The following is a 24,880-nucleotide window of genomic DNA, read 5'->3' on the forward strand; positions in this document are numbered from 1 at the left end:
CCCTCACTCCGCTTTGTCGGTGCGGAAGGTTTTGCGGGGTTGCGGTGTTGGGCTGCATGCCGTGGTGGGGCTGACCTGGTGTCAGGTTCGGGCGGTGGTCGGGCGGGCGCGGGGTCGGGTCCGGTTCGGCGGATTCCTGTGACCCGGCGAAAGGTAATGACCACGCATGCTGCCCGGTGGCTCTCTGGGGGTATCCCCGCGTTCGTTCTCGCGTGACGGTTCGGTGGCGAAGCAGAAGCTCGCGCCCGGGACGGTGCGCCGGGTCGGCGCGTTCGCCCGCCCCTTCGCCGGGCAGATCTCCGCCTACCTCGCGCTGGTCGTCGTCGACGCGGTGCTGACCGTGGTGCCCCCGCTGCTCGCCCAGCGGATCGTCGACGACGGCGTGCTCGGGCACAACCCCGGGCTGGTCACCACCCTCGCGCTGGTGGTCGCCGGGCTGGCCGTGGTGGCCGCGGGCGTCGGGCTCGTGGAGCGCTGGTACTCCGCGCAGATCGGCGAGGGATCGATCTACGCCCTCCGCACGCAGGTCTTCGCGCACGTCCAGCGCATGCCCATCGCGTTCTTCACCCGCACGCAGACCGGCGCGCTCATCTCCCGCCTCAACAACGACGTCCTCGCCGCGCAGCGCGCCTTCACCTCGACGCTCGCCGGCACCGTGTCCAACCTGGTCAGCCTGGTGCTGGTCGCCGGGACGATGTTCTACCTCGCCTGGCAGATCACGCTGATCTCGCTGGTACTGCTGCCGCTGTTCATCCTCCCGGCGAAGTGGATCGGCCGCCGCCTCCAGGCCCTCACCCGCGAGCAGATGCAGCTCAACGCGGACATGTCCGCCGTCATGACCGAGCGCTTCAACGTCTCGGGCGCGATGCTCGCCAAGATCTTCGGGCGGCCCGAGGAGGAGGACGACCTGTTCGCCGCCAAGGTCGGCCGGGTCCGCGACATCGGGGTGCGGATCGCGCTGGTCAACCGGGTCTTCGCCACCGCCCTCACCCTCGTCGCGGCGCTCGCGACCGCGCTCGTGTACCTGATCGGCGGGCATCTGGCCATCGACGGCAAGCTGACCGTCGGCACCCTGGTCGCCCTGACGGTGCTGCTCGGCCGCCTGTACGGGCCGCTCACCGCACTCGCCAACGTCCGCGTCGACGTGATGACCGCCCTGGTCAGCTTCGAACGCGTCTTCGAGGTGCTCGACCTGGTGCCGATGGTCGCCGACAAGCCGGACGCCGGGACGCTCCCCGCCGACGCCGCCCGCGTCGAGTTCGACCACGTCGCGTTCCGCTACCCGACCGCCGACGAGGTCTCGCTCGCGTCGCTGGAGTCGGTCGCGGTCCTGGACCGGGCGCGCAGCGGCGAAGTCCTGCACGACGTGTCGTTCACCGCTGAACCGGGGCAGATGATCGCCCTGGTCGGGCCGTCGGGAGCGGGCAAGACGACGATCACCAGCCTGCTGGGACGCCTGTACGACGCGACCGGCGGCGCGGTGCGGATCGGCGGGCACGACGTCCGCGACGTCACCCTGGCGTCGCTGCGCGACACGGTCGGCGTGGTCACGCAGGACTCCCACATGTTCCACGACACGATCCGCGGCAACCTGCTGTACGCGCGGCCCGGCGCGGCCGACGACGACCTGTGGGCGGCGCTGCGCGCGGCGAACATCGGCGATCTGGTCGCGGGGCTGCCGGACGGGCTCGACACCGTGGTGGGCGAGCGCGGCCACCGGCTTTCCGGGGGCGAGAAGCAGCGGCTGGCGATCGCCCGGCTGCTGCTGAAGGCGCCGAGCGTCGTGGTGCTGGACGAGGCCACCGCGCATCTCGACTCCGAGTCGGAGGCCGCGGTGCAGGCCGCGCTGGCGAATGCCCTGCGGGGCCGCACGGCGCTGGTCATCGCGCACCGCCTGTCGACCGTGCGGGACGCCGACCAGATCCTGGTGGTGGACGGCGGCCGGATCGTCGAACGCGGCCGCCACGAGGAGCTCCTCGCCCGCGGCGGCACCTACGCCGACCTGTACCACCGCCAATTCCGCGACCCGGCCGCCCCCGCGTCGAGCGCTCCCGCACCGCACCCGGTCGGGACGACCGAGGACGCGGGTGAGGCCGAGGCAGCGCTGGCGGGCTGAGGACCGGTCGGCCGCGGTCATCGGGCGACACGGTCCGTGCGGGGCCGGGCCGGCGCGCGTCCACGGGTCCGCGGCGCCGGGCCGGCGTGTCGGCCGGACCCGGGCGGCCTTCCACGGCGGGTGGGGGCGGCGCGGGGCCGGGCTCGCCTCGCCGCCGCGCGGCTGAGCCCTCGTGCCCGGTCGGGACGACCGACGACGCGGGCGAAACGGGGGTGCCGCCGTCCGCACGAGCGGTGCGGAGCCGAGGCGGCGGCGACCGGCGGACCGCAGCGCGGCGAGCCGCGTCGGTGGCGGACGGCGCGCCGACCGGCACCGCGGCGACGGTCGTGTCGCCGACGCCGATGGAGCCGAGAAGCAGCAACCCGGCGCCGCCGTCAATCTCCGTCGGCGATCGGCGCCTACCCGGCCTCTCCCGCGCCCGGCTCGTCCAGCCAGACGATGCGTACGTCGATGCGGACATCCCGAATGCGCAGCTTCAGGATTTTCGGGACGGCCTTTTTCACCCGGGCGCGTACCCGTTCGGCGGTTTCCGGGAGGACGTAGCCGTAGGAGACGGCGATGGACATCATCACCGTGGTTTTGCCGTCGTCACCCTCGCGGATGAGGCAACTGCGGCTGCGGACGCCCGGTTCCGCGTCCGCGGCGGCGCGCAGGGCTGCCGCCTGCGGGGATTCGGTCAGGCCGAGCGCTTCGACCGCTTCGGTCAGCCGGTGCCGGGGGGCGGGGGTGGGCTGTTCGGCCGACTTCGCGCCCGGCTCCGCAGCCGACGCGGGTGCCGCCGTGGCGGGCTTCGTCGTGCTCGCGGGCTTGCGCCCGCCGCGGCTCCGCGTAGCGCTTTTGCCGGCCGTGTCCTTCGGCCGGGTGACGCGGCTTGGTCCGCCCGTTGCCGCGAGGAGTTCCGCCGCGGTGGGAAGTGTCGGCGGGAGTTCACTCCCCGGGGGTACGGTCTCGTCGTCGCGTGTATTCATTCGAGTCCGCCTTTTCCGCTCCGGGCGACAAGGCGGGTTCGATCCCGGTCGCGACAGGGAAGTGCTCATAACCTTGGTACAGGTGTTACGACCCGCTCATCGGGCATGGGTGGATCGGACACCTGGGGGAAAATCCTATGGCGAAGGGAAGTGCGTCAGTGGCGGACACGTCGACGCAGAAGGCCGGTTCGCAGGCAGTGGAGCAAGAGGGGGCGGAACGCATTCCGGGACAGGGGCGGTCGACCGAGGTGGTGCGGCTGCAGTCCGACCGCGGCCGGACCTCCATCGCCGACGGTGTCGTCGCCAAGATCGCCGGTATCGCGGCGCGTGACATCTCGGGCGTGTACGCGCTCGGCAGCGGTGCCGCGCGTGCGTTCGCCGCCGTGCGCCAGCGGGTCCCGGGCGGCAAGCCCAACGTCGCGCAGGGCGTCAATGTCGAGGTCGGCGAGAAGCAGTGTGCCGTGGATCTCGCCATCGTCGTCGAATACGGTGTCCCGATCGCGGAACTGGCCGCGGCGGTGCGGGAGAACGTCATCACGTCGGTGGAGCGCATGACGGCCCTGGAGGTCGTCGAGGTGAACATCGCCGTCGACGACATCCACATTTCCTACGAAGACGACAACGAGCGCCAGCTCCAGTAGCACCACGACCCAGGACGGGGCCCGGCGATGACGATTGATCCCGTCGACACGGCTCACGGCGACCCGGACGACCGGGTGCGCCGCGAACTGTTGCGCGAATACCGGGAGTTCGTCAAAGCCCGGCACCCGGACCGGGGTGGCGACCCGGACGAGTTCGTGGCCGGCCTCGACCGGTACCGGGCCCTGCTCTCCGACGGGGAGCTGGGGCCCGGCCGGGGCCGGACCGGACCGCCACCGGTGTCCGAAGTGACCGCCTACCGGCGCGGATCGTTGCCGTCGCAGGTCTGGCGGTCCATCGTGGACCGCTACCGGCGCAAGCAGAATCCGCGTGTTCGGTGACAGGACGCGCGGGCGACATGCGATATGACGGTGACACCGTCGTGCAAGGGTGTCTGAATATGTCTTGCCGGTACCGCGAGGGAGATAGGTAGTCATGAGCACACCGGTCGTAGGCCTGCTGGTCGGCATGGCCCTCGGTTTGGCCGCCGCGATCGGCGGCTTCGGGGCGTTCCTCCTGGTCGCCGCCTTGGGCGCGGTGGGCTTCTTGGCCGGGCGGTACTTCGACGGCGATCTGGACCTGAGCGAACTGTTCTCGTCGCGCGGCCGGCGCCGCTGATGGGGCATTCGCGCGTCGACGGGCCGTCGTACCTCGACCCGCCCGCCGAGCCCGCCGAGCGCGGCTCGCTGCGCATCGGCGAGCGCGTGGTGGAGAAAATCGCGGCGCACGCAGCCCGTGAAGCCGCCGGGGAAGCCGCGCCGGACACGAAGCTGCGCGCCCCCAAAGCGGGCGTGAAACTGCGGAACGACCATGCCACGGTGCGGCTGGATCTCGACATCCCCTACCCCGGGCGGGTGACCGATGTCGCCGGCACCGTGCGGCACCGGGTCCGATCCGACGTCGAACGCCTGACCGGCATGCCGGTCGTGCGGATCGACGTGGTGGTCGGGCGGCTGACCCGGGCGGGCAAGGGCAGGAGGCGCGTCCAGTGAACCCGTGCCGTGCGGCATCCGCGCGCACCGTCGGCGGAAGGCGGTCCGTGTGAGCGTTCTGGACGCGCCCTTGGACAAGCCCGGACCGGAGGCGGAGGAGCCGGCCGAGGCCGGCTACCGCAAGCCGCGGCGGGCCTGGTCGACGCGCGGGTTCACCTCGATGGTGACCGCGCTCGGCGTGGGCGGGGTCGCGGGCGTGCTGCTGTTCTTCGGCATCGCGGCCAAGCTGGAACGCACGTCCGACTGGTCCTACGACGTCCTCGACTGGGTGCAGACGCACGAGTGGACGGACCGCTGGGTGTGGGTCGGCGGCACCGTCGCCGCGGTCCTCGGCGCGTGGCTGCTGCTGCTCGCCTGGACGCCCGGCAAGCGCCACCTGCTGCCGCTCTTCCCGGTCGGCAGCGAGATGACCGCGTTCATGACCCGGCGTACCGCGGCGAACCTGCTCCGGCACACCGCGCTGCGGTCGACCGGGGTGCTGGACGCGCGGGTCCGGATGTCGCGGCGCAAAGCGGTGATGCGCGTCGACTACCACTTCCGGGACCCCGACGAACTGCTCGAAGAGCTGGAGGCCGCGCTCCGCGAGCGCGCCGACGCGCTGCTGATGGTCCGGGTGCCGCGCATCGACGTGCGGCTCCAGCCGGCCAGTGGGAGGTGACGGGACGCCATGCGTCGTGTGGTGAACCGGGTCCTGCTGACGATCGTCGGCCTGGGCCTGCTGCTCGGGGGTCTGTATACGGTCGCCCGGTCGCGCGGCTGGCTGCAGGACCAGCTCGACAGCCTGCTGCGCAACCGGCACAAGGCGCTCATCACGCCGAGCCAGACCGAACGGCTGACCGACCACGGCTGGTGGTGGTGGGTCGCATTCGGCGTTCCGGCGTTCGTCGCCGTGGTGTGCCTGTGGTGGTTCTTCGCGCAGTTCCGGCGGCGCCCGGTGCGGGTGATCCGGGTCGCGGACACCTCGGACGGCCACGGTGAAGGCCCGTCGGGCCTCGGCACCGGCTTCGGCCTGGTCGGCGACGAAGCCGACACCATCACGGTGAACGGCTATGCGCTGGCCGACGCGATCGCCGACGACATCGAGCAGGTTCCGGACGTGGAGAACGCGCAGGTGCGCCTGGTCCGGCGGCGGCAGGGGCCGCGGCTCAAGGTCGCGGTGCGCACCGAGGCCGGCGCGGAACCGCGCGCGGTGCTCGAAGCGATCCGCACCGAGGTGGTCGAGCACGGCCGCGGCGCGGTGGAACTCGAACGGCTGCCGGTCGTGGTGGAACTGCGCACGGCGCGCGGACTGCCGCGCCGCAAGCTCGAATAGCGCCCGGACGGACATGCGCGGCGGGCCCGGAGACCGGCGGAAAGCCGGTTTCCGGGCCCGTTGTCGTCGCGGGTGCCGCGGAGGGTCAGAGCGCCCGGAGCGCGCCGCCGTCCACCGGCACCATCACCCCGGTCAGATACGACGCGGCGGGCGACAGCAGGAACGCGGCGACCTTGCCGAACTCCTCGGACGTGCCGTAGCGGCCGAGCGGGATGCCCGCCTCGTGCCCGGCGCGGGTCTTCGCGGCGTCGCCGGACAGCGCGTCGAGTTCCCGGACCCGGTCGGTGTCGATGCGGGCGGGCAGCAGACCGACCACCCGGATGCCGCGCGGCCCCAGTTCGTCGGCGAGCGTCTTCGCGGTCATCGCCAGGCCCGGGCGCAGCCCGTTGGAGATGGCGAGGCCGCCGATCGGGCTGACCACGGACGTGGACAGCACGAACCCGATGACGCCTTCCTCGTCGTCGCCGCTGCGGTCGCCCATCGCGCTGGCGGCGGCCCGTGCGAGCCGCACCGCACCGAGGAAGACGGACTCGAACGCGTCGCGCCACTGGTCGTCTTCCATCCGCATGACCGGGCCGGCGGGGGGACCGCCGACGCTGATCAGCACGCCGTCCAGCCGCCCGAAGCGGCTCACCGCGGCGGCCACCAGGCGCTCGGCGGTGCCCGAGTCGGCGTTGTCGGCGGCCACGCCGAGCGCGTGCGGGAGACCGCCCAGCTCCGCGGCCGCCTTTCCGGCCCGTTCTTCGGTGCGGCCGGTCACGACGACGCGGGCGCCGTCGTCGACGAGCGCCCGCGCCGCCGCGAACCCGAGGCCGCGGGTCGCCCCGGTGACGAGGTACACACGATCGCGAAGTCCAAGATCCATGCGGACATTTTCGCGCAACCGGACAGTCCGCGTCACTCGGCCGGGCCAGTGAAGTCCGCTGCGGCCGACCCGGGATCGGCCCGGCGGGCAACGCCGGACCAGCCGGGGACCAGCCCGGGATCGGCCCGGGATCAGCCTGGGACCAGTCCGAGGTCAGCCGGGGATCACCAGCGACCGGGCGCCCTGTCCACGGCGCATCGCGGCGAACGCCTCGTCGATGCCGTCGAGACCGATGCGCGCGGTCACCAGCGCGCCCAGGTCGACGCGGCCGTCGCGCACGTACGCGACCAGGCGCGGGACGTCGCGGGCCGGATCGGTGGAGCCGTAGACGCAGCCGGTCAGCGTCCGCGCGAAGTGGAACAGCTCCAACGCGCTGAACTCGACCTTGTCGTCCTTGCCGCCCACGCCGACCACCGTCGTCATGCCGCCGCGCCGGGTCAGCCCCCACGCGGCCCGGATCGTCGCCGACCGCCCGACACACTCGAACGCGTGGTCCACGCCCCGGCCGCCCGTCAGCGCCCGCACCCGCTTGCCCAGGTCGGCCCCCGGCTCCAGCGCGTCCGTCGCCCCCATCTCCACCGCCAGCTTGCGCTTGCCCTCGTCCGGGTCGACCGCGACGATCACCGTCGCGCCCGCGACCCGCGCACCCTGCACCGCGGACAGCCCGACACCGCCGAGACCGATCACCGCGACCGACGCGCCCGCGGGCACCTGCGCGGTGTTCCATACGGCGCCGGTGCCGGTGGTCACCGCGCAGCCGAGCAGCGCGGCCTCTTCCAGCGCGGCGCCGGTCGGCAGCGGGACGACACCCGCGGCCGGCACGACCGTCTCCTCGGCGAACGCCGCGGTGCCCAGGCCGGGCAGCACCTCGGTGCCGTCGCCCAGACGGGCGTACGGCACCCGCGACGCGTCCATCGCCTTCACGCACAAGTGCGGCTCGCCGTGCTCGCAGAACCAGCACGCCCCACACGGCGGCGCCCAGATCAGCAGCACCGGATCACCGGGCGACACGTGGGTGACGCCCTCCCCGACGGCGGCGACGGTCCCTGAGCCCTCGTGGCCGAGCACCACCGGGAACGCCTGGTCGAGCGTCCCGTCCGCGAGCGACAGGTCCGAATGGCAGACCCCGGCCGCGGCGATCCGGACCCGGACCTGCCCCGGCCCGGGCGCGGGCAGCTCGATCTCCTCGACCCGGATAGCCTCGCCGACCCCGTGCAGTACGGCAGCACGCACCATGACCCCTCCAGCTCTTCCCGCCCGGCCGGGCTACCGGACGCGCCGGGTTAATGACATGCCGTCAGATCCGGCCGGTGGCTACGCTCGTTGGCATGAACACCGCCGTCCGGGAGTTGATCCTGGCCTCTGATTCCATCACGGTGCTCACCGGCGCCGGAATCTCCACCGACTCGGGAATCCCCGACTACCGGGGACCGCAGGGCGTGTGGACCAAGGATCCGGATGCCGAGAAGCTCGTCCGCTACGACTACTACATGGCCGACCCGGACATCCGCCGCCGCTCGTGGCTGCTGCGCCGGGACAACCCGGCCCGCCTCGCGCAGCCCAACGCCGGGCACCGCGCGCTCGTCGACCTGGAGCGCTCCGGGCGGCTGCTCGGCCTCATCACGCAGAACGTCGACGGCCTGCACGTGCGCGCCGGCAACAGCGAGTCCAAGGTCATCGAACTGCACGGCACGATGTTCCACGTCGTCTGCACCGCGTGCGGCCACCGGACCACGCTGGAGGAGAACCTGGTCCGCATCGCGGCGGGCGAGGACGACCCGCGCTGCGAGGTCTGCGGCGGCATCCAGAAGACCGCCACCGTCATGTTCGGGCAGGCCCTGGAGCGGCGGACGCTGGAACGCGCCGCGATCGCCGCGCAGGTGTGCGACGTGTTCCTCGCGGTCGGCACATCGCTCCAGGTGGAGCCCGCGGCGTCGCTGTGCCGGGTGGCGCGCGAGTCGGGCGCGAAGCTGGTCGTGGTCAACGCGGATGAGACACCGTACGACGCGGTCGCGGACGCGGTGCTGCGCGAACCGATCGGCGAGGTGTTGCCGCAGCTCGTCGAGGGACTGACGGCGCGGGAGGCCTGACCGGGCACTCGCGGGGACTGCGCGCGCCGGTGTGGATGCGTTCCGCACCGGCGTGCGGTGTCGTTCAGGTGCCTTGGGCGACCGGGGCCGTCTCCGCCTTCGGTTCCGCCGCGGCGGCGTCTCCGGTGTCCCCGGCGTTTTCCGCGTCCAGGGTGGCCAGTTCGGCTTCGAGCTCGGCGGCCTCACGGCGGACGATCTTGTACCACATGAAGAGCATGCCGACGACGAACAGCCACCACTGCACCGCGTAGGCCAGGTTGAGGCCGATGTCCTCGGGGTCCGGCGTGCCCAGCAGCGTCGCCTGCTTCGCGGGCTTGGGGGTCTCGTCGACGAGCTGGCCGTAGCCGCCGTACAGCCGGTAGCCGGGCATCCGCTCGCCCAGCTTGGCCGACTCGATCCGCATGACCTGCCCGGCCGGGAGGCCGTCGCGGTCGTGGATGCCGCTGCGCTTGTACGTCTCCGTCGGGCGGGCCCGCACCACCACGGTGACCTGGCCGGACGGGGCCGGCGGGACGTCCGGCCGGGCGGCCGCGTCGTCGGTGCTGCGCACCCAGCCGCGGTTCACCAGCAGCGCGGTGTTGTCCGGCAGCACCAGCGGGGTGACCACGTAGAACCCGATGACGTTGTCGTTGGTGCGCTGGCGGACCAGGACTTCGTGCGTCGTGTCGTACACGCCGGTCGCGGTCGCCTGCCGCCACTGGTCGGCGCTCGGCAGGTCGCGGTCGACCGCGAACAGGTCGGTCAGCGGGACGGGCGCGTGGTCGCGGTTCGCGCTGAGTCTGTCGTTGCGCTCGACCTTGCCCTCGTACCGGTGGTACTGCCAGAAACCCAGCTTGATCATCACCGGGATGAGCAGGATCACCAGCAGGTTGAGGGCGATCCAGCGCGGCGTCAGCAGGAAGCGGTACACGGGATAAGACGGTACTCCGCCGCTCCGGCGTCAAGACCCCCCGGGGTCGGGGACGCGGCGGGTGTCGACGGGCGTCGGCAGGTGTCGGCGGGCGTCGGCAAGGGCGGAGCGGTCAGACCGGCGTGCCGTCCGCGCCGCGGATGCCGTCGAGGGCGAGGTTGGCGATGTGCGGGCCGTCGCGGTCGATCGTCACCAGGGTGACGTGGTCGACGTTGCCGGGGTCGCCGTCGCCGTACACCCAGCAGCCGCCGGTCGGGCCGAGGCGGATGTAGCGGTTCCCGTCCGCCTCGGTCGCGCGGTAGTTGTGCACGTGCCCGGAGAACATCGTGTGCGGCCGGCCGCCGAGCGCGGCACGCAGCCGCAGGTAGGCGGGATGCCCGGTGCCGTCGGCGGGTCCGTCGTGGGAGCCCTGCCACAGCGGCATGTGCATGACGAGGATGGTGTGCCGGGCGTCGGTGTGTTCGGCGAGGACGGCTTCGGCGTAGGCGAGCTGCTCGTCGGACAGCGCGGCGGCCTGCGGCACGCCTTCCCAGTCCAGTTCCGCGAAGAAGGCTTCGCGGCGCAGTTCCTCGTCGTCGCCGGCCGCGGCCAGGCGCGCGTCGAGGCGGGCGGAGACCTCGGGCGACGGGGCGATCTCCGGGTCCTGGGTGTTGAGCAGCAGGAACAGCACGCCGCGGTAGCGGAAGTGGTAGTACAGGCGGCCGTAGCGGGCGAGCCAGCGGACGCGCATCGTGTCGTTGGCGACGTCGTGGTTGCCGGGGACGTGGAACAGCGGCATCCGCAGCGGCGCGAGCATCGCGTCGATCTCGGCCCATTCACGGTCGAGCACCGCGGGGTCGTCGGTGTAGCCCTCGACGAGGTCGCCGACCTGGATGGCGAACACCGGGTTCAGGGTGTTGAGCGCCGCGATTCCACGTTCGAAGACGCCCGGGCGGGCGTCGCCCGTGCGGTCGGAGATCAGTGCGAACGTGAACCGGTCGGCGTCGGGCGGGACGCCGGGACCGCTGTACGGCGCGGGCGCCTCCGGCACGTCGAGGACCAGGCCGGCGGGGAGCTGCGCGGGGTCGCGGCGGTGCGGCGTCGGGGGCATGCCTCGATCCTCGGGGGTGAGTGGTCCGGACCACCAGACCACTTGAACGTGCGTCGGCCGGGCCAACCGCGGGTGCGGGGCCCGGCCGCCGACGGGTCTGCCGTGCGGGAAGGCGTCACAGGGACGCGTGACGTGGACGCGTCACATGGCCGAGCCCACCGACACGTTGTCGCGGACGCCCGCGGCGCCTTCCGCCTTCGCGCAGTGCGCGCAGCAGAAGTAGCGGCCGTCGGCTTCGACGCCGTGCCCGATGATGCGGCAGCGGCAGTGCTCGCAGATCGGCGCCATGCGGGTGATGGCGCACTCGAAGCTGTCGAACACGTGCACCGCGTCTCCGGCGCGGATCTCGAAGCTGGCGTAGTAGTCGTTGCCGCAGACCTCGCAGCGGGCCATGGGGTGCTCCTTGCCGGGTTGGTGGTGCGTAGGGATGTACGGGGGCAAGCGGGGGATGTGCGGTGGGCGTGCGGTGGATACACGTACGCACCACGATCGATCGGCGGGACTTTTCCGGCAAATCGGGTGGCCTGTTGGGGTGAGTGGCGGTGGCCGGGCCGGGTGGTGGGGGTTTCCCGGAAGGTTCTTGCGGCGGGACCCAACCGGGTGACGGCGGTGTTCGTTTCGATGGGCGACAGGCGGTCCGGGGACGCACCCCCGGCCGCGGGGACCGGGGGCGGGCGGGTGGATGGGGGACCGAGAGCAGGCGCTGGACGCGCTGGTCGCGGCCAGAGGGCAGGCGCTGAAGCGGTACGCGTACTTGATGAGCGGTGACGACGACACCGCCGACGACCTGGTGCAGGAGGCGCTGACCCGGGCCTTGGCCCGCCGGTCGGTGCCCGGGGATCCGCGCGAGCTGGAGCGCTACGTGCGGCGCATCGTGGTCAACCTGGTCGTCGACGCGGGGCGGCGGCGGACCCGGTGGTGGCGGCTCGTGCCGCGGGTCGCGTCGGGCGGCGAGGCCGCGGACGGCGCGGTTGCGGTGGTCGAGCGGCTGACTCTCGGGGACGCGCTCGCGGCGCTGCCGCCGCGGCAGCGTGCGTGCGTGGTCCTGCACTACTACGAGGACTTGCCGGTGGCCGAGGTCGCCGAGCTGCTGGATGTCGGACCGGGCACGGTGAAGAGCCAACTGCACGACGCGCGAAGGACGTTGGCCCGTACGTGGGCAGCCGCGGAGCGAGAGCCCGCGGATGCGAAGGGAGAGGTGTGATGGGCGGGATCGACGACCGGTACGAGGAGGCGGCGATGGCCACGGACGTCACGGAGGCCCCGCCCGAGCCGCTGCTGAGTGCGGCGCTCGCGGTGGAGGCGGACCGGGCGGCACCGCTGCGCGAGCCCGACCGGCGGGAGATCCTCGCGGAGGCCCGGCGGCTGCGCGGGCGGCGGACGGGGACGGTCATCGCGGTGGGGGCGTTGGCGGTCGCGGGGATCGGGGTGGGGGCGGCGCTGCTGGGCGGCGATCCCGCGACCCGGACGATGCCGGTGGCGGGAGTACCGGCGATCGCCTCGCCGAGCCCGTCGCACTTCGTGCCGGGGGGGTGGCCGACGGTCGTGGGGGCGCCCGCGACGACGCCGCCCACGGCCGCGACGGTCATGCCGAAGTACGTGACCGGAAGCCCGCGGACCCCGCTGCCTCCCGGCGCCTCCGGCGGGCCTCCGGTGCCTCCCGCGCTCTACGCCACCGTGGGCGCCGCGAACTACGTCGGCTGGGGCGCGGGCGCGGACATCTTCACCACCGTCCAGTTCCTGCCCGAGCGCGGCGTGGTCCGCGTCTACATCACCGATATGGCCCGACAGGGCGAGTTCCTGGCGGGCATGCGCGCGAACCTGCCGACCCTGGACGACCGCATGGTCGAGTTCGCGCAGGGAGCGCGCACCAAGACCGCCTGTCTGGCCGAAATGCAGCGGCTGCCGATGACCGCGACGGGACTCCCGTTCCATATGTTCACGGCGGTGCCGAATACCGAATGCTCCGAGCTGATGGTCACGGTCGACGACCCCGCCGCCGCGCAGGCGTACTTCGACGATCCGGCGCACGGCTACGCGGGCCGTGGCATCGCCATCCGCGCCGAGCGCGGCCAACCCGTCCAACAACTGGCCAGCGAGGCCCCGCCGACCGGATCCGCGCGCCCGTAGCCCGGGTCAGACCTCCCGTACCAGCGACTCCACCAGCCCCCGGACCGACACCTCGAACAGCTCGTCCGGGTCGGCGTTCACGTTCAAGCCCGCGGCCAGTTCCGGGTCGCCGCCCTCGGCGACCTCGGAGAGCCACGCCTGCACGGCCGCCTGCTCCTGCTCGTGGCCGGTCAGCGCACGTTCCAGCATGATGAATCCGGCCACCTGGAACTGCACGGCCTGCACCGCGAGTGCGGCCCGGGCCCCGTGCAGGCCGGCCGCGGCGAATTCCCGGACCAGGGCCCGTCGGGCGGGCAGCATGAGCAGCGCGTCGAGTCCGCGTTCCCGGACCAGTCCGATCAGGTGCGGGCGGTCCAGGATCATCCGCCGGCTCGCCAGTGCGACCGAGACGATCCGGTCGGCCGGGGTGGACCCGGCCGCCCGGATCGTTCCCATGTCCCGCAGGACGCGGTCGACCAGCTCGTCGACGAGCGCGTCGCGGTTGCCCACGTGCCAGTAGATCGACGTGACCGCGACGCCCAGCTCGGCGGCGAGCTTGCGCATGCTCAAGCCCTCCGTGCCGGACTCCATGACCAGGCGCATGGCGGTGTCGAGCACCGCGTCGCGGGTGACGCGCGGCGCGCCGGGTGCGGGTTTCGAGGTGGCTCGGGACTGTTCCATCGCTTCCATTCTCGCGGTCCGGACGGCCCGGTTGGCCGCCGGGCGTCCGGCGGGCCTGCACAGTGCCGCCTCTTTACCTCGCCGCCATCGGGGTGTAACAGTGTTACAGAGTTTTCGCCGGTCGCGCAGCAAGACCGCCGGACCGCGAGACGCGGCACTGCCCCGCACTGCCCCGCACGGACTGCCGGCCCTGCCGGCCCGCTCCATCCCGCACGACCCAGAACCACCCGCACCACCGCACCACCGACACATCCCGGTATCCCGGAAGAAGAGGTGAGGTTCGTGGCACGAGTCCGGTACGGCGCGCGCTCCCCGGAGACCCTGAGCAAGACCGCCAAGGACCGCAGTGTCCTGCCCGAGATCTGGTCGACCGGCGTGGTCGCCCTGTGGGAGACCGACCCCGAGGTGATCGCGGCCGTGCTGCCGCCGCCGCTGGTGCCCGCCGACCGGCCGCTGGTGCGGGCCAACATCTCCGCGTGCGACATCAACGGATACCCGCTCGGCGCGGGCGCCATCGCGGTACGCGCCAAGCACGGCGACGTCGAGGGCGACTACACGCTCACCATGCCGATGACCACCGAGCGTGCGGTGATCGGCGGGCGCGAGGTGTTCGGCGAGCCCAAGAAGATCGCCGAGGTGACCGTGGACCGCGACGGCGACGACGTCGTGGCCAAGGTGACGCGGCTGGGCGTCACGTACGTCGAGATCCGCGGCCGGGTCGCCGAGGAACTCCCGCTGCCCGACCCGCGGCAGACGCTCAGCTTCTACTACAAGTTCCTGCCCGCGGTCGGCGGCGACGGCTTCGACGCCGACCCCATGCTGGTGCACGTGACGCGCAACGAGAAGCACCGTTCCGCGTTCCGCATCGACGGCGAAGTGATCCTCCGCGACTCGGACTTCGACCCGGTCGCCGACCTCCCGGTGCGCAAGCTGGTGTCCATCACGCTGGGCGAACGCACCAGCGACCAGCAGGGGTTCGTGGCCGAGCACGTCAAGGCCGATCTGGTGCTGCCGTACATCCACCAGCGGTACGACGACGTCGCGCAGATCTCCGACGAGCCGCCCGCGCCCGGCGACCCCGCCTGAGCCCGCCTGAGCCCGAACCTGCAGCGCGCGGGAACAGCCCGCACCGACAGAGGGAATCCACGTACATGCTGAACGACTTCACGGGCAAGGTCGCGGTCGTCACGGGTGCCGCGAGCGGCATCGGGTTCGCGATGGCCGAACGCTTCGTCGCGGAAGGCATGAAGGTCGTCCTGTCCGACATCGAACAGGGCGCGCTCGACAAGGCCGTCGCACGGCTCGCCGAGCAGGGCGGGGACGTCTTCGGGCAGGTCACCGACGTGTCCGTGCGCGAGTCGGTGTTCGCCATGGCCGACGCCGCGTTCGACCGCTACGGCGAGGTGCACGTGCTGTGCAACAACGCCGGCATCGGGTCCGGCTCCGAAGGCAAGATGTGGGAGCACGACCCCAAGGACTGGGACTGGTGCTTCGCCGTCAACGTCTTCGGCGTGTTCAACGGCATCCAGGCGTTCCTGCCGCGCATGCTCGCGCAGGACACCGAAGGCCACGTCGTCAACACCTCGTCCGGCGACGGCGGTATCGCGCCGCTGCCCAACGCCTCGGTGTACGCCACCACCAAGGCCGCGGTGGTCACCATGACCGAGGCGCTCTACGCCCAACTCCACCAGGTGCAGGCCAAGTTGGGTGCCTCGGTGCTGTTCCCGGGGCCGAAGATGCTGCGCACCGGGCTGTGGGAGTCGTACCGCAACCGGCCCGAGCGGTTCGCCAAGTCCACGCCGCGCAAGACGCCGTACAACACGCTCGACGCGTGGGAGAAGGCGATGCGCGAGGCCGGGCAGGAGATCGAGTTCACGCCGGTCGAGTCGGTCGCGGCGAACGTCGTCGAGGGGATCCGGGCCAACTCCTTCTGGATCCTGCCGCCGAGCGAGCACAGCGACGACCAGATCACCGCGCGGTCGCAAAGCATGCTCGCGCGGTCGAACCCGGGGTACCTCGAGACGTTCATCCTGGACAAGTGAGAGCGGACATGGCCAACGAAGGACTCGACCCGTACATCATCATCTCGTCCGACACCCATGCCGGGCTGCCCACCGAGCTGTACCGCGACTACCTCGCGACCAAGCACCACGCGGCGTTCGACCGGTTCCTCGCCGAGCGTGAGGCGCAGCTCAAGGCGATCACCGATCTGGGTGTGCGCAACGAGGACTTCGCCGCGAACTGGTTCGAGACCAACGAGGAAGTCCTGCGCAGCGGCTGGGAAGTCGACCGGCGCGACCTCGAACTCGACAAGGACGGCGTCACCGGCGAGATCATCTTCCCGGACGCGGACGCCGTCGAATCGCGCACCTGCGTTCCGTTCGGAGCGGGGCTGGGGTTGTCCGGGGACATGGACCCGGAGCTGGGTCTGGCGGGCGCGCAGGCGCACAACCGGTGGCTCGCCGATCTGTGCAAGACCTCGCCGGAGCGGCGGCGTGGCGTTGCGCTGATCCCGATCACCGCGGACATGCCGGACGTGCTCGCGGAGATCCGCCGGATCAAGGCCGACGGCCTCGGCGCGGTGATGATCCCGGCGATGTGGATGAACCAGACGCCGTACCACGACCGCAAGTACGACCCGGTGTGGGCGCTGTGCGAGGAACTCGAGCTGCCGATCGTGACCCACTCGGGTCCGGCGGACCGGGAGGCGTACGGCAACCACCTCGGCATCTACGTCACCGAAGTGACGTGGTGGCCGGCGCGCCCGCTGTGGTTCCTGCTGTGGTCGGGCGTCTTCGAGCGTTTCCCGCGCCTGAAGTTCGGCGTGACCGAGGCGGGCTGCTGGTGGGTCGGCAACCTGCTGTGGTTCATGGACCGGCTGCTGCTCGGCTCGCGCGGCGCGGCGAAGCTCGCCGGGTTCGAGGAGATCAAGCTGCTGCCGAGCGAGTACTTCGACCGGAACTGCTTCATCGGGGCGTCCAACACCAAGCGCCGCGAGATCGGCATGCGGTACGAGATCGGCGTCGGCAACATCTGCTGGGGCAACGACTTCCCGCATCCGGAGGGCACCTGGCCGGAGACGCTGCCGATCCTGCAGAAGACGTTCGGCGACGTTCCGGTGCCGGAGGCGCGCGTGATGCTGGGTGAGGCGGTGGCCGGGGTCTTCGGGTTCGACCTGGACGTCCTCGCGCCGCACGCGGCCCGGATCGGTGTGACGCCGGAGACGCTGGGGCAGACCGGACCCGATGGCGCTCTGCGTGATCTGGACACCAAGTGGGCCGCGGCCAAGGAGATCGGCCGCCACTGGTTGACCGGGCACGACACGGGCGCCGCGATCAACCCGAATGCGGAAGCCTTGGAGGTCTGAGTTCCATGACTGACGCGGAAGCCCTGGAGGTCTGAGTTCGATGACTGACTCTGGCACGGCGCCGTCCGGCGTGCCCGGTTACGACGGTCCCGAGCGGTACACGGTCGTCTCCGCCGACTGCCATGGCGGCGGGGAGATCCACGAGTACCGGTCCTATCTGCCGGCCGCGCTGCACGAGCGGTTCGACGCGTGGGTGGCGGATTACGTGGTGCCGTACCCGGACTTGCTCGGCGACGCCGGGAAGCGCAACTGGGATTCGGACCGGCGGCTTGCGGATCTGGAAGCCGACGGCGTCGTGGCGGAGGTCATCTACCCCAACACCGTGCCGCCGTTCTTCCCGAAGCCTTCGCTGACGGACCAGCCGCCGGCGGCCAACGCGGGGGATCTCTCGCTGCGGTGGGAGGGGCTGAAGGCGCACAACCGGTGGATGGCGGACTTCTGTGCGCGGACTCCGGGGCGGCGGGCCGGGATCGTGCAGATCATGCTGCACGATCTGGACGCGGCGGTCGAGGAGATCCGGTGGGCTCACTCCGCGGGCCTGACGGGGGGTGTGCTGCTGCCGGGGACGCCGCCCGGGTCGGGGTTGGTGCCGTTGTGGCAGTACGCGCACTATGAGCCGTTGTGGCGGGTGTGTGAGGAGCTGGGTGTCCCGGTGAACCACCACACGGGGTCGGCGGCTCCGCCGGTGGGGGACACGGCTTTGGACAAGGTGGTGTTCCTGACGGAGGTGTCGTGGTGGGCACATCGGGCGTTCACCCACCTGATCGTGTCGGGGACCATGGACCGGCATCCCGACCTGCAGTTCGTGTTCACGGAGCAGGGCACGGCGTGGATTCCCGAGGAGTGCCGGCGGCTCGACTACTACTGGGGCCGGATGAGCAAGGCGGTCGGGTCGCAGGAGTACGAGTGGGGGCACGACCTCGTCTCGTCGATGGACCTGAAGCCGAGCGAGTACTGGGCGCGGCAGTGCCATGTGGGGGCGAGTTTCCAGCGCCCCGCGGAGGCGGCGTTGCGGTACCAGGTCGGGGTGGACCGGGTCATGTGGGGGAGCGACTACCCGCACAAGGAGGCCAGTTCGCCGTTCAGCCGGGAGGCTCTGCAGCTGACCTACAACGGGATCGATCCCGTCGAGGTCGCGGCGATGGTGGGGGGCAACGCGGCGGCGTTGTACGGGTTCGACTTGGAGTTCCTGGCGCCGATCGCGGCTCGGGTGGGGCCGCGGGTGGCGGATGTCTACAAGCCGTTGGCGGTGGAGGACATTCCGGCGGGGGCGGACAAGTGTCCGGCGTTTGTGGGGATTGCGGGCGTGAAGCCGTAGTTCTGGCGGTTTTGGGTGTTCTGGCTGGTTCCGTTGGTTCCGCTGGTTCCGTTGGTTCCGTTGGTTCCGCTGTCGTAGCGTTTGCGTGGTCGTGGTTCGGTGAGGACCAGGCAGCGGATGCATGAGGGGTCGTCGAGGGGCCTGGTTGTCGTCGTGGACGATGACCAGGCCTTCGGCGTTTCTTGGCCTTGGTCTTGGTCTTGGCCTTGGTCTTGGCCTTGGTTCTGATTCTGGTTCTGGTCGGTGGCGGTGAGGTTGTACCAGATCTCGAGGGTGTGGATGACCTGGCCGTTGCGGGTGAAGAAGAGGACGGAGCCTAGGTCGGCGTCGGCTCGGTCGGGGAGTTGGGGGCGACAGCCGAGGGCTTTGGTGAGGGCTTCAGGGGCGTTGGCGGGGGCTGCTTCCGTATCGACGATCCGGCGCCAGGGGACGACGTAGACGGTGTCCCAGGCGAAGGGTGTGATGTCGCGCAGGGGCGTGGGGGCCAGGCCGGTGCGGGCAAGTGCGTCGCGGACCTTGGCGGCCAGACCGCCGTCGCGGGCGTAGGCCGCTGTGCAGGGACCCTCGGGGCGGCTCGGGGCGAGCATCGAGGCGGCGAGGGCGGCGGCTGCGGCCAGGGTGAGGAGACCTACTCCGGCGGCTATCCAGAGGCCGATGCGTTGCCGATGTTCTTGCATCGCATCTCGCCCTCGTCGTGTGTCTGTTCGTCCGGGGTCATCACACCACCAGGCGCGCTGCGGTTGGCGTGTGGGGGCCCGTGGGGTCGGGAGCGAGGGGGTGGGGGGCCTGAGGGGCGTATGCCCGCGGCCCTCCCTTTTTGTCATTGTGGGCGCCGAAGAACCGTTGTCAAATCCCCGCTCGTTTTTGTGAGTTGCCCGCATGCGGGGCAGTGCGTTGGGGGGATTTGACAACGGTTCTTCGGCGCCGGTTCGCAGCTGTGGGCGGGCCGCGGGGGAGTGGATGCCCAGTGACCCGTCATTTCGGCCTGCCTGCGTTGGTGCGTGGTGCGTGGTGCGGCAAGGCATAGCTGTTTTGAGAATTGCTTTGTGGAAAGTTATTAGGCGTTGCTGCCCTTGATTCGCCCGAGGATGTCGGGGTTCGTGACGTGGACCGGGACGTTGTCGTCGTCGAAGAGGGCGATGCGTTGGAGGGCGCCGCCTTCCACGGGGAGGACGGCGCCTGTGGTGTAGGCGGACAGGTCCGAGATGAGGAAGAGGACGGCGGCGGCGATGTCGTCGGGGGTGCCGCGGCGGCCCAGGGGGACGCCTCGCTTGCTCAGGGCGGGGTCCTGCACGGTTTTGGTGGCCCGGGGGGTGGTGATGGAGCCGGCGGCCACGGCGTTGACGCGGATGCCGTACTGGCCCCATTCGAGGGCGAGGGTGCGGGTGAGGCCCAGGACTGCGGCCTTGGCGGTTCCGTAGGCGACGTGGAAGGGGGCGGCGACGACGCCGCCGGTGGAGGCGATGGTGGTGATGGAGCCGCCGGTGTTCTGTTCCACGAGCTTCTTGGCCACTGCCTGGGACAGGAACATCACATGGTGCAGGTTGAGGTCGAGGGACGAGTCCCACTGGTCGCGGGCGTAGTCGAGGGCGGGGGCCCAGTGCGGGGGGAGTGAGCCGCCGACGACGTTGACCAGGCCGTGGAGCGGGGCGGGAGCGGCGTCCACGACGGACTGGACGCCTTCCGGGGTGAAGATGTCGGCTTCGACCTTGACGTAGGTGTCGGGGAGGTCGGCGAGGCGCTGGGCGTCCCGGTCGACGGCGACGATGGTGGCGCCGGCCTCGGCGAGGGCGGCGGCGCAGGATGTGCCGATTCCGCCGCCGCCTGCGCCGGAGACGATGACGGTGCGGCCGTCGAGGCGCAGTCGGTCGGTGATCACGTGGTGGCTCCGTTTTGGGTGGTGAGGAGGGTGCGGAGGCGCGGGAGCACGTCCGTGCCCAGGTTGCGGATCTGGTCCTGTGCCGCGTCGGGGTCCACGCCGGGGACGTGGATCCGCAGGTTGAGGCAGGAGGCGCCGGTGGTCGTCATGGTTGCGGCGAGTTCCTCGGCGAGGGACTGCGGGTCGTCGTGGACGACGAAGCCGGTGTCGCGCCAGTGGCGTTGTGCGGCGGCGGGGGTGTACGAGGCGTAGACGTCGCGCTGTTGCTCGAAGGCGGCGCGCGGGGGTTCGCCGAGCCAGACGCGGCGGATCATGATGCGGGGGCCGGTGCCGCCGGCGTCGAGGTAGGCGTCGGTGAGCTGGCGGAGGCGGTCGGGGTTGGACGCGCCGTCGTAGAGGATGCCTACACCGGATTTGGCGGCTCGGCGGACTGCCGGGGGGCTCATCGCGGTGCTGACCACGGGGACCGGGTCGGTTTTGCGGGCGGCCAGGGCGCGGTCGCCGGCCAGGTCGCCCAGGTCTTCGCCGCGGAGCATGGCGGCCAGGAGGGGGAGGCCTTCGCGGAAGCGCGGCATGGCGTCGTCTTTGGTGAGGCCCATGACGCGGAAGTCGAGTTCCAGGGCGCCGGGGGCGACGCCGAGGCCTACGCGTCCGGGGTGCCGGGTGGCGAGCCAGGCGACTTCCTCGGCCAGCATCGCCACGGGGCGGAGGGGGAGGAGGAGGGGGCACGCCGCGGCCCAGCCGGTGGCCATGTGCTCGAGCATCCAGCCTGCGGTCTGCAGGGGGTTGGGCAGGTAGCCCGCGAAGCCGCCGTGGTGCTCGCTGACCATGACACCGTCGAAACCGGAGTCGGCGGCAAGCGCGGCTTGTGCGCAGAGTTGGTGGGCGATGCCCGCGGCGTCCAGCTCGTTGTGCGGATACAACCGCATGGAGACGGATCCGTCGGCGAACGGAACGGAGAGCGTCGAGGTCAAGGCAGCTTCCCCTCACCCCCGTGATCATGAACCCGATTCCGCGGAGCGTACTGCCGTCATTGACCGATGAACAGGGTGGGGAAATGTGCTAGGAAGCCCAGATCAGTTCTGCCCACGCGACTGTCCCCTGCGGGCTGCGGCGGTGGCCGGATCGGTCGGCCAATGCCGCCACGATTGCCAAACCCCGGCCGCTTTCCGCGTCTTCGTCGCCGACTGCGGCGCGCGACCAGCCGATCGTGCCCTGATCCTCGACGCTGATGCGGCACCAGCCGTCTGCGCATTTGCTTTCCACGCGCACGGTGAACTCGCCTTCGGTGCCGCTGGGGGTGTGCGCGACGGCGTTGGTGGCGAGTTCGGACGTGATCAGCGTCGCGTCGTCCGCGCGCGGTGTGCCCGCCAGGAGGGCGGCCACGTAGGCACGGGCTGCTGCGACCATCGGCGGTGTGCCCGGCAGGGTGACGGCTTCGTCCATGCTTGCCCCCGGTGTTGCTTGTGATGATCGATCGAACGCATAGGGTGAAGCTATGTACACAGCTTGCAAGCTGACTAGACAGCTCGTCAAGCTGCTTGCGTCGGAGTCGACCCGAAGGGGGTTTCATGGCACCCGTGTTCGGTGAGCCGCCCGCGTACGTCCGCGTCGCCGACGATCTGCGGCGCCGGATCCTCGGCGGGGAGCTGCCACCGGGCTCCAAGGTGCCGTCGCGAGCGCAACTGGCTGACGAGTACGGCGTTTCGACGAACATCAGCCTGCAGGCGATGCGTGTGCTGACCGCGGAAGGCCTCATCGAGGGGCGGCCCGGGTCGGGCACCTACGTCCGCGACACCGCAGTCATGCAGCGGCTGGTTCGGGCGTGGTACCGCGATGCGCGGGGTGGATCGCCGTTCGCCGCCGAGACTCGGGCGCAGGGCAAGGAGCCTGGTTGGCAGTCGGCTTCGGAGTTCCGGGTGCCGGCGCCGGAGAGTGTCGCGCTCAGGCTGGAGATCGTGGCGGGGGAGCCCTGTGTGCGGACTGACTACACGTTCACGGCCGATGGGAAGCCGGTGATGCTGTCCGCGTCGTGGGAGCCGATGGCGGTCACCGGGGGCACTCCCGTGCTGGCGCCAGAGGATGGTCCGCTGGCCGGGAACGGTGTGGTGGACCGGATGCGGTCGATCGGACACGAGATCGTCCGGGTTGTGGAAGCTGTCGGGTCGCGGCCCGCGCTCACCGCCGAGGCGACACGCCTTGGGATCGCGGTGGGACTCCCCGTCATCACGATCGAGCGTACGTACTGGACCGCCGAGCGTCCCGTCGAGACGGCCGACATCGTCATCCCGGCCGAGCGCTACCAGGTCGTCTACGAGTTCCCCGTCGGCTCTCGCTGAGCGGTGGCCGCATGCGTGGGGTGGGCGCAGGCTGGAGGGATGGGGACGGCGATCCGGCAGGAGGTGGGACCCCATGCAGACGCTGGTCGGTTGGCACGTCGAAATGGAATTCCGGGAGGACGGGGATCGGACGATGGCTGCGGCGCTCGTTCGGCTTCCGGACGGAACCGAGGTGCGCGGGCACGGTCAGTGCCGTCGTCATCACTCGGACGAACCGCAGCTTCGGGTGGGTGAGGAAGTCGCGGGTGCGCGGGCGCTGAACGACATCGCGATGCAGCTGGTGACCAAGGCCGAGGCGGAGCTTGGGCCGGGGTCGAGCATCCGGTGGCTCAGGTCTGTGTGACGGTGCTTCTGCCACCCGCCGGTCGTGGGGCCGGCGGGTGGCCTGTGTCAGTCGGCCTTGAGGGCCTCGACGGCGGCGTTGGGGTTGTAGAACTCCTTTTGGGAGACGATCAGGCCGTCGCGGAAGCGCATCACGGTGATGTAGGTGTTCTCGTACGACTTGCCCGTGGTGGTCACGGTGCCTTCGCTGCGGAACTCGGCGATGACGGTGTCGGGGTCGGTGGTCGGGTAGACCTCGGTGACCGTGAGTTTCATGCGGAAGATCGCCAGGGCGCCGGAGAGGTACTCGGCGATGACCTGCTTGCCCTCGATGCGGCCGGGCGGGCTTGCATAGGGGAACTCGAAGACGGCGTCGTCGGCGTAGTGCGCCATCTGTGCGTCCACGTCACCGACTGCGGCAAGGGCGGCGCGCAGCGTGGCGATGTTGCGGGATTCCTTGTCGTTGCTCATGGCGGGATGGTGGAGACCCGCGCCGGAGAGTGCAAGGGGAACGGGTTCAGGCCAGGGCCTTGGCGGGATGGTCCGCCGCGACGGTGACCGGCCTGGTTTCCGGGAGGGCGAGGAAGCAGGCGGTGCTGATGCAGCCGAGGATTGCCAGGTAGCCGGCGACGCCCCAGGGGGTGCGGTCACCGCGGGTGAGTTCGGTGGCCACGATGGGGGTCAGGGCGCCGCCCAGGACGCCGCCGAGGTTGTAGGCGGTGGATGCGCCGGTGCAGCGGATCCGGGGTTCGTACAGTTCCGGCAGGTACGCGCCGAGCACGGCGAACATGGTGATGAACGCGAGTAGGGCGATGGTGAAGGCGAACGTCATGTAGGCGGGTTTGCCGGTCTGGAGGAGGGCGACCAGGGGGAAGGCCCACAGGAGCATGGCGGCGCTGCCGGCGACGCATAGGGGCTTGCGGCCGTAGCGGTCGCCGAGGATGGCGATGACTGGGGTCGAGACGCCCTTGATGGCGACGGCGATCATGATGCAGAGCAGCATGGTCGTGCGTCCGACGCCCAGTTCGTGGGTGCCGTGGTGGAGGGCCCAGGTGGTGACGGTGTAGAAGACCGCATAACCGACGGCCAGTGCTCCTGCGGTGAGGAGGACGGTTCGCCAGTGGTCGCGGAAGACTTCGGCTAGGGGGACTCGGGCGGTTTCGCGGGTCTCCGCCAACTCCCGGAAGGCCGGGGTCTCGTGCATGGACGTGCGGAGGATCAGCCCTGCGGCGACCAGGAGCGCGGATGCCCAGAAGGGGATGCGCCAGCCCCAGGAGGCGAATTGGTCGTCCGTCAGGGTTGCGGACAGGGTGAGCATGACGCCGTTGGCGAGGAGGAATCCGACGGCCGGGCCGGTCTGCGGGAAGCTTGCCCACAGGCCGCGGCGTTTGGCGGGGGCGTGCTCGGCGGCCAGGAGGACGGCGCCGCCCCATTCGCCGCCGACACCCAGACCTTGGAAGAAGCGCAGCGTCACCAGGAGGATCGGCGCCGCCACACCGATCTGCCGGTACGTCGGCAGGGCCCCGACCAGCACCGTCGCCAGGCCGGTCATGAGCAACGACAGCATGAGTACCGGGCGCCTGCCGAAGCGGTCGCCTACGTGGCCGAAAAGCACCGAGCCCAGCGGGCGCGCCACGAACCCGACCGCGTAGGTCGCGAACGCGGCCAGGGTGCCGGCCACGGGGGAGAAGGACGGGAAGAACAGCGGCCCGAGCACGAGTGCCGCGGCGGTGCCGTAGACGAAGAAGTCGTAGAACTCGATGGCGGTGCCGGAGAAGGATGCCGCGGCGATCCGCAGCATCGAGACGGGGCGCTCGCCGTCATCGTGCGTATTTGTCGATTCGGTCACTCACGGAACAACGAGTCGGATGGCTTGAAGTCACC

At 71.2% G+C, this 24,880-nt stretch carries 29 protein-coding genes; 16 read left to right on the plus strand and 13 right to left on the minus strand.

Annotation, left to right across the window (positions count from 1 at the left end):
• The first annotated feature begins 166 nt into the window (after window positions 1-166).
• Window positions 167-2,116 (plus strand): ABC transporter ATP-binding protein, encoded by a 1,950-nt coding sequence (locus ACPA54_RS20275; RefSeq protein ID WP_423531710.1) that lies wholly within the window; start codon window positions 167-169, stop codon window positions 2,114-2,116.
• Between the two features lie 398 nt (window positions 2,117-2,514).
• Here ACPA54_RS20275 and ACPA54_RS20280 read toward each other — a convergent pair whose 3' ends face one another.
• On the minus strand, window positions 2,515-3,084 hold the full coding sequence (locus ACPA54_RS20280) for an Asp23/Gls24 family envelope stress response protein (protein WP_423531712.1): 570 nt from the start codon (window positions 3,082-3,084) through the stop codon (window positions 2,515-2,517).
• A gap of 137 nt (window positions 3,085-3,221) precedes the next feature.
• On the opposite strand from ACPA54_RS20280, the gene ACPA54_RS20285 reads away from it, so the two are divergent.
• From ACPA54_RS20285 to ACPA54_RS20310, 6 genes are all read left to right on the plus strand, one after another.
• Window positions 3,222-3,725: an Asp23/Gls24 family envelope stress response protein gene (locus tag ACPA54_RS20285; RefSeq protein ID WP_423531713.1), complete on the plus strand. Its 504-nt coding sequence runs from the start codon at window positions 3,222-3,224 to the stop codon at window positions 3,723-3,725.
• A gap of 27 nt (window positions 3,726-3,752) precedes the next feature.
• Window positions 3,753-4,064, plus strand: coding sequence for a hypothetical protein (locus ACPA54_RS20290; RefSeq protein WP_423531715.1), 312 nt, complete (start codon window positions 3,753-3,755; stop codon window positions 4,062-4,064).
• Between the two features lie 94 nt (window positions 4,065-4,158).
• Complete coding sequence (locus ACPA54_RS20295; RefSeq protein WP_281467965.1) at window positions 4,159-4,341, plus strand: DUF2273 domain-containing protein; 183 nt, start codon at window positions 4,159-4,161, stop codon at window positions 4,339-4,341.
• Window positions 4,341-4,715: an Asp23/Gls24 family envelope stress response protein gene (locus ACPA54_RS20300; RefSeq protein WP_345674366.1), complete on the plus strand. Its 375-nt coding sequence runs from the start codon at window positions 4,341-4,343 to the stop codon at window positions 4,713-4,715. Before ACPA54_RS20295 ends, ACPA54_RS20300 begins: the two co-directional genes overlap by 1 nt.
• A 49-nt stretch (window positions 4,716-4,764) precedes the next feature.
• The gene (locus ACPA54_RS20305) at window positions 4,765-5,373 is read left to right on the plus strand and encodes a DUF6286 domain-containing protein (RefSeq protein WP_423531717.1); all 609 of its coding nucleotides are present in this window, start codon (window positions 4,765-4,767) and stop codon (window positions 5,371-5,373) included.
• Between the two features lie 9 nt (window positions 5,374-5,382).
• The gene (locus ACPA54_RS20310; protein ID WP_423531719.1) at window positions 5,383-6,027 is read left to right on the plus strand and encodes an Asp23/Gls24 family envelope stress response protein; all 645 of its coding nucleotides are present in this window, start codon (window positions 5,383-5,385) and stop codon (window positions 6,025-6,027) included.
• A gap of 85 nt (window positions 6,028-6,112) precedes the next feature.
• Here the strand turns inward: ACPA54_RS20310 and ACPA54_RS20315 are convergent, their stop codons facing one another.
• Together ACPA54_RS20315 and ACPA54_RS20320 are read right to left on the minus strand one after the other, a co-directional pair.
• Window positions 6,113-6,892 carry an SDR family oxidoreductase gene (locus ACPA54_RS20315; RefSeq protein ID WP_423531720.1) on the minus strand — a complete coding sequence of 260 codons (780 nt, stop codon included), beginning with the start codon at window positions 6,890-6,892 and terminating at the stop codon, window positions 6,113-6,115.
• Window positions 6,893-7,045: 153 nt separating this feature from the next.
• Window positions 7,046-8,128 carry a Zn-dependent alcohol dehydrogenase gene (locus tag ACPA54_RS20320; protein WP_423531722.1) on the minus strand — a complete coding sequence of 361 codons (1,083 nt, stop codon included), beginning with the start codon at window positions 8,126-8,128 and terminating at the stop codon, window positions 7,046-7,048.
• 92 nt (window positions 8,129-8,220) lie between these two features.
• Here ACPA54_RS20320 and ACPA54_RS20325 point away from each other — a divergent pair, with 92 nt between their 5' ends.
• Window positions 8,221-8,982: an SIR2 family NAD-dependent protein deacylase gene (locus ACPA54_RS20325; RefSeq protein WP_423531724.1), complete on the plus strand. Its 762-nt coding sequence runs from the start codon at window positions 8,221-8,223 to the stop codon at window positions 8,980-8,982.
• 64 nt (window positions 8,983-9,046) lie between these two features.
• Here ACPA54_RS20325 and ACPA54_RS20330 read toward each other — a convergent pair whose 3' ends face one another.
• From ACPA54_RS20330 to ACPA54_RS20340, 3 genes are all read right to left on the minus strand, one after another.
• A complete protein-coding gene (locus ACPA54_RS20330) occupies window positions 9,047-9,892 on the minus strand; it encodes an SURF1 family cytochrome oxidase biogenesis protein (RefSeq protein ID WP_423531726.1) in 846 nt (281 codons plus the stop codon).
• A 112-nt stretch (window positions 9,893-10,004) separates the two neighbouring features.
• Entirely contained in the window at window positions 10,005-10,982 is a 978-nt protein-coding gene (locus tag ACPA54_RS20335; RefSeq protein WP_423531728.1) for a metallophosphoesterase family protein, read from the minus strand.
• Window positions 10,983-11,123: 141 nt separating this feature from the next.
• Window positions 11,124-11,375 (minus strand): hypothetical protein, encoded by a 252-nt coding sequence (locus ACPA54_RS20340; protein WP_423531730.1) that lies wholly within the window; start codon window positions 11,373-11,375, stop codon window positions 11,124-11,126.
• A 289-nt stretch (window positions 11,376-11,664) separates the two neighbouring features.
• Here ACPA54_RS20340 and ACPA54_RS20345 point away from each other — a divergent pair, with 289 nt between their 5' ends.
• Together ACPA54_RS20345 and ACPA54_RS20350 are read left to right on the plus strand one after the other, a co-directional pair.
• Window positions 11,665-12,186, plus strand: coding sequence for an RNA polymerase sigma factor (locus tag ACPA54_RS20345; RefSeq protein WP_423531732.1), 522 nt, complete (start codon window positions 11,665-11,667; stop codon window positions 12,184-12,186).
• Entirely contained in the window at window positions 12,186-13,112 is a 927-nt protein-coding gene (locus ACPA54_RS20350; protein WP_423531734.1) for a hypothetical protein, read from the plus strand. The genes ACPA54_RS20345 and ACPA54_RS20350 overlap by 1 nt, the downstream gene beginning before the upstream one ends.
• Window positions 13,113-13,118: 6 nt before the next feature.
• On the opposite strand, the gene ACPA54_RS20355 is transcribed toward ACPA54_RS20350, so the two are convergent.
• Window positions 13,119-13,772 carry a TetR/AcrR family transcriptional regulator gene (locus tag ACPA54_RS20355; RefSeq protein WP_423531736.1) on the minus strand — a complete coding sequence of 218 codons (654 nt, stop codon included), beginning with the start codon at window positions 13,770-13,772 and terminating at the stop codon, window positions 13,119-13,121.
• Between the two features lie 282 nt (window positions 13,773-14,054).
• On the opposite strand from ACPA54_RS20355, the gene ACPA54_RS20360 reads away from it, so the two are divergent.
• The 4 genes from ACPA54_RS20360 to ACPA54_RS20375 all read left to right on the plus strand — a co-directional run bounded on the left by ACPA54_RS20360 (window position 14,055) and on the right by ACPA54_RS20375 (window position 18,457).
• Window positions 14,055-14,858 carry an acetoacetate decarboxylase family protein gene (locus ACPA54_RS20360; RefSeq protein WP_345674354.1) on the plus strand — a complete coding sequence of 268 codons (804 nt, stop codon included), beginning with the start codon at window positions 14,055-14,057 and terminating at the stop codon, window positions 14,856-14,858.
• 65 nt (window positions 14,859-14,923) lie between these two features.
• Entirely contained in the window at window positions 14,924-15,814 is an 891-nt protein-coding gene (locus tag ACPA54_RS20365) for an SDR family NAD(P)-dependent oxidoreductase (RefSeq protein WP_423531738.1), read from the plus strand.
• Window positions 15,815-15,822: 8 nt separating this feature from the next.
• Complete coding sequence (locus ACPA54_RS20370; RefSeq protein WP_423531740.1) at window positions 15,823-17,139, plus strand: amidohydrolase family protein; 1,317 nt, start codon at window positions 15,823-15,825, stop codon at window positions 17,137-17,139.
• A gap of 40 nt (window positions 17,140-17,179) precedes the next feature.
• On the plus strand, window positions 17,180-18,457 hold the full coding sequence (locus ACPA54_RS20375) for an amidohydrolase family protein (protein WP_345674351.1): 1,278 nt from the start codon (window positions 17,180-17,182) through the stop codon (window positions 18,455-18,457).
• Here the strand turns inward: ACPA54_RS20375 and ACPA54_RS20380 are convergent.
• From ACPA54_RS20380 to ACPA54_RS20395, 4 genes are all read right to left on the minus strand, one after another.
• On the minus strand, window positions 18,373-19,134 hold the full coding sequence (locus ACPA54_RS20380) for a hypothetical protein (RefSeq protein WP_423531742.1): 762 nt from the start codon (window positions 19,132-19,134) through the stop codon (window positions 18,373-18,375). The genes ACPA54_RS20375 and ACPA54_RS20380 overlap by 85 nt on opposite strands.
• 380 nt (window positions 19,135-19,514) lie before the next feature.
• Window positions 19,515-20,336 carry an SDR family NAD(P)-dependent oxidoreductase gene (locus ACPA54_RS20385; protein ID WP_423531744.1) on the minus strand — a complete coding sequence of 274 codons (822 nt, stop codon included), beginning with the start codon at window positions 20,334-20,336 and terminating at the stop codon, window positions 19,515-19,517.
• Window positions 20,333-21,310 (minus strand): LLM class flavin-dependent oxidoreductase, encoded by a 978-nt coding sequence (locus ACPA54_RS20390; RefSeq protein WP_423531746.1) that lies wholly within the window; start codon window positions 21,308-21,310, stop codon window positions 20,333-20,335. The genes ACPA54_RS20385 and ACPA54_RS20390 overlap by 4 nt, the downstream gene beginning before the upstream one ends.
• Window positions 21,311-21,398: 88 nt before the next feature.
• Window positions 21,399-21,782 (minus strand): ATP-binding protein, encoded by a 384-nt coding sequence (locus ACPA54_RS20395; protein ID WP_423531748.1) that lies wholly within the window; start codon window positions 21,780-21,782, stop codon window positions 21,399-21,401.
• 125 nt (window positions 21,783-21,907) lie between these two features.
• On the opposite strand from ACPA54_RS20395, the gene ACPA54_RS20400 reads away from it, so the two are divergent.
• Both ACPA54_RS20400 and ACPA54_RS20405 read left to right on the plus strand, forming a co-directional pair.
• A complete protein-coding gene (locus tag ACPA54_RS20400; protein ID WP_423531750.1) occupies window positions 21,908-22,675 on the plus strand; it encodes a GntR family transcriptional regulator in 768 nt (255 codons plus the stop codon).
• Between the two features lie 73 nt (window positions 22,676-22,748).
• On the plus strand, window positions 22,749-23,018 hold the full coding sequence (locus tag ACPA54_RS20405) for a DUF1876 domain-containing protein (RefSeq protein WP_423531752.1): 270 nt from the start codon (window positions 22,749-22,751) through the stop codon (window positions 23,016-23,018).
• Between the two features lie 47 nt (window positions 23,019-23,065).
• Here ACPA54_RS20405 and ACPA54_RS20410 read toward each other — a convergent pair whose 3' ends face one another.
• Both ACPA54_RS20410 and ACPA54_RS20415 read right to left on the minus strand, forming a co-directional pair.
• The gene (locus ACPA54_RS20410; protein ID WP_423531754.1) at window positions 23,066-23,467 is read right to left on the minus strand and encodes a nuclear transport factor 2 family protein; all 402 of its coding nucleotides are present in this window, start codon (window positions 23,465-23,467) and stop codon (window positions 23,066-23,068) included.
• Between the two features lie 46 nt (window positions 23,468-23,513).
• Window positions 23,514-24,797, minus strand: coding sequence for an MFS transporter (locus ACPA54_RS20415; RefSeq protein ID WP_423531809.1), 1,284 nt, complete (start codon window positions 24,795-24,797; stop codon window positions 23,514-23,516).
• Window positions 24,798-24,880: the final 83 nt, after the last annotated feature.

The organism is Uniformispora flossi (genome assembly GCF_049534875.1).
GTDB classification, from domain to species: domain Bacteria; phylum Actinomycetota; class Actinomycetes; order Streptomycetales; family Streptomycetaceae; genus Yinghuangia; species Yinghuangia aomiensis.